The sequence below is a fragment of the Candidatus Cardinium hertigii genome (assembly GCF_003788695.1).
Map to the genome: position 1 here is coordinate 1 of NZ_RARA01000012.1, position 1,318 is coordinate 1,318.

The 1,318-nt window shown below is 36.6% G+C and carries 1 protein-coding gene; it reads left to right on the plus strand.

The window, feature by feature from the left end; translation table 11 throughout:
• Positions 1–135: 135 nt before the first annotated feature.
• On the plus strand, positions 136–1,318 hold a 1,183-nt coding region (locus EDM02_RS05755), incomplete at its 3' end, for an AAA family ATPase (RefSeq protein WP_221179568.1).

Sequence of the window (1,318 nt, forward strand, 5' to 3'; positions counted from 1 at the left end):
TCATCGCATGTATAGTAACCACTTTTCTCTTACATTTTTTTTCTTTTAAATTTTGCTAAATTCATAAAAAAGCAGTTGTCACCTTCTTTTTGTGTTAGGCAACCTATTTATGTCCCATTTCAAATTCTTTCCATTATGACCCATGTATCTACGCATTCCCGCATCCGAACGGGAACCGATGACTTTAAAACCCTATTGTTGCATAGTGATGTATTTGTAGATAAAAGCTTAATGATTCAAGCATTATTGGAAGAAAGCAGCGAGGTAATACTGATTACCCGTCCCAGACGTTGGGGTAAAAGCTTGAACATGGATATGTTGCGTAAGTTTTTTGAAATCGAAGTAGATCAGACAGGAAATCCTTTAGCTGAAACAGATCGTGTCAATCAGAAGCTATTCTTGGGTGGAGCCATTGATTTAAAATTAGCAACGGGAAGGAAAAAAATACTACAAAAGCTTAAAATAGCAGCTTATACAGATATTATAAATGAATATCAGGGACAATTTCCAGTCATCTTACTTAACCTGAAAGATGTTAAAGGGAGTTCTTACCAAGAAATCGAGAAAGGCATTAAAGATCAAATTATAACATTATTTTCCTGCCATCGTTATCTAAGCGTACACCTAGCAGCATCAGGGGGGGTACTGGATAATGCTCAAAAAGAGAAATTACAGCGCTATTTGGATGGAAAACTCGATAAAAATGATTTAAAACAAGGGTTGCGTTTTTTAAGTGAACTGCTCTACAAACATTTTAACCAAAAGGTCTATATTCTGATTGATGAATACGATACCCCTATCAACAGTTCATATATTAAATTTGGTAATCAAAATGAATCCTTTGAAGAAGTTTTAGAACTATTCCGTGGAATTTTTGGTAGCGCCTTAAAAAGCAATCCCTATTTAGAAAAAGGCGTTATCACAGGCATATTACGCATAGCCAAAGCCAATCTCTTTTCAGATCTCAATAATGTACGGGAATATACGTTGTTGGATAAAAACTTCACACAATTTTATGGTTTTACGCAAAGCGAAGTAGATGACTTGCTTAGTAAGGTAGCTACCCAAACGGAACCAGCAAAAATCAAAGATTGGTACAATGGCTACTCCTTTGGAGGGGAAATTATTTACAATCCCTGGTCGATTATGCAATGCCTAGCCAGTCAAGGTACATTAGACTACTATTGGTTAGACAGTGGTGGTACCGGTTTAGTAGATAAAGCGCTATTGGCTGACCAAATGCAAGCAGATTGGCAATGTCTGGTTCAAGGTCAAACCGTCACTTCTCCCATTACCAAGCAAATTAGTTTCTCCGATA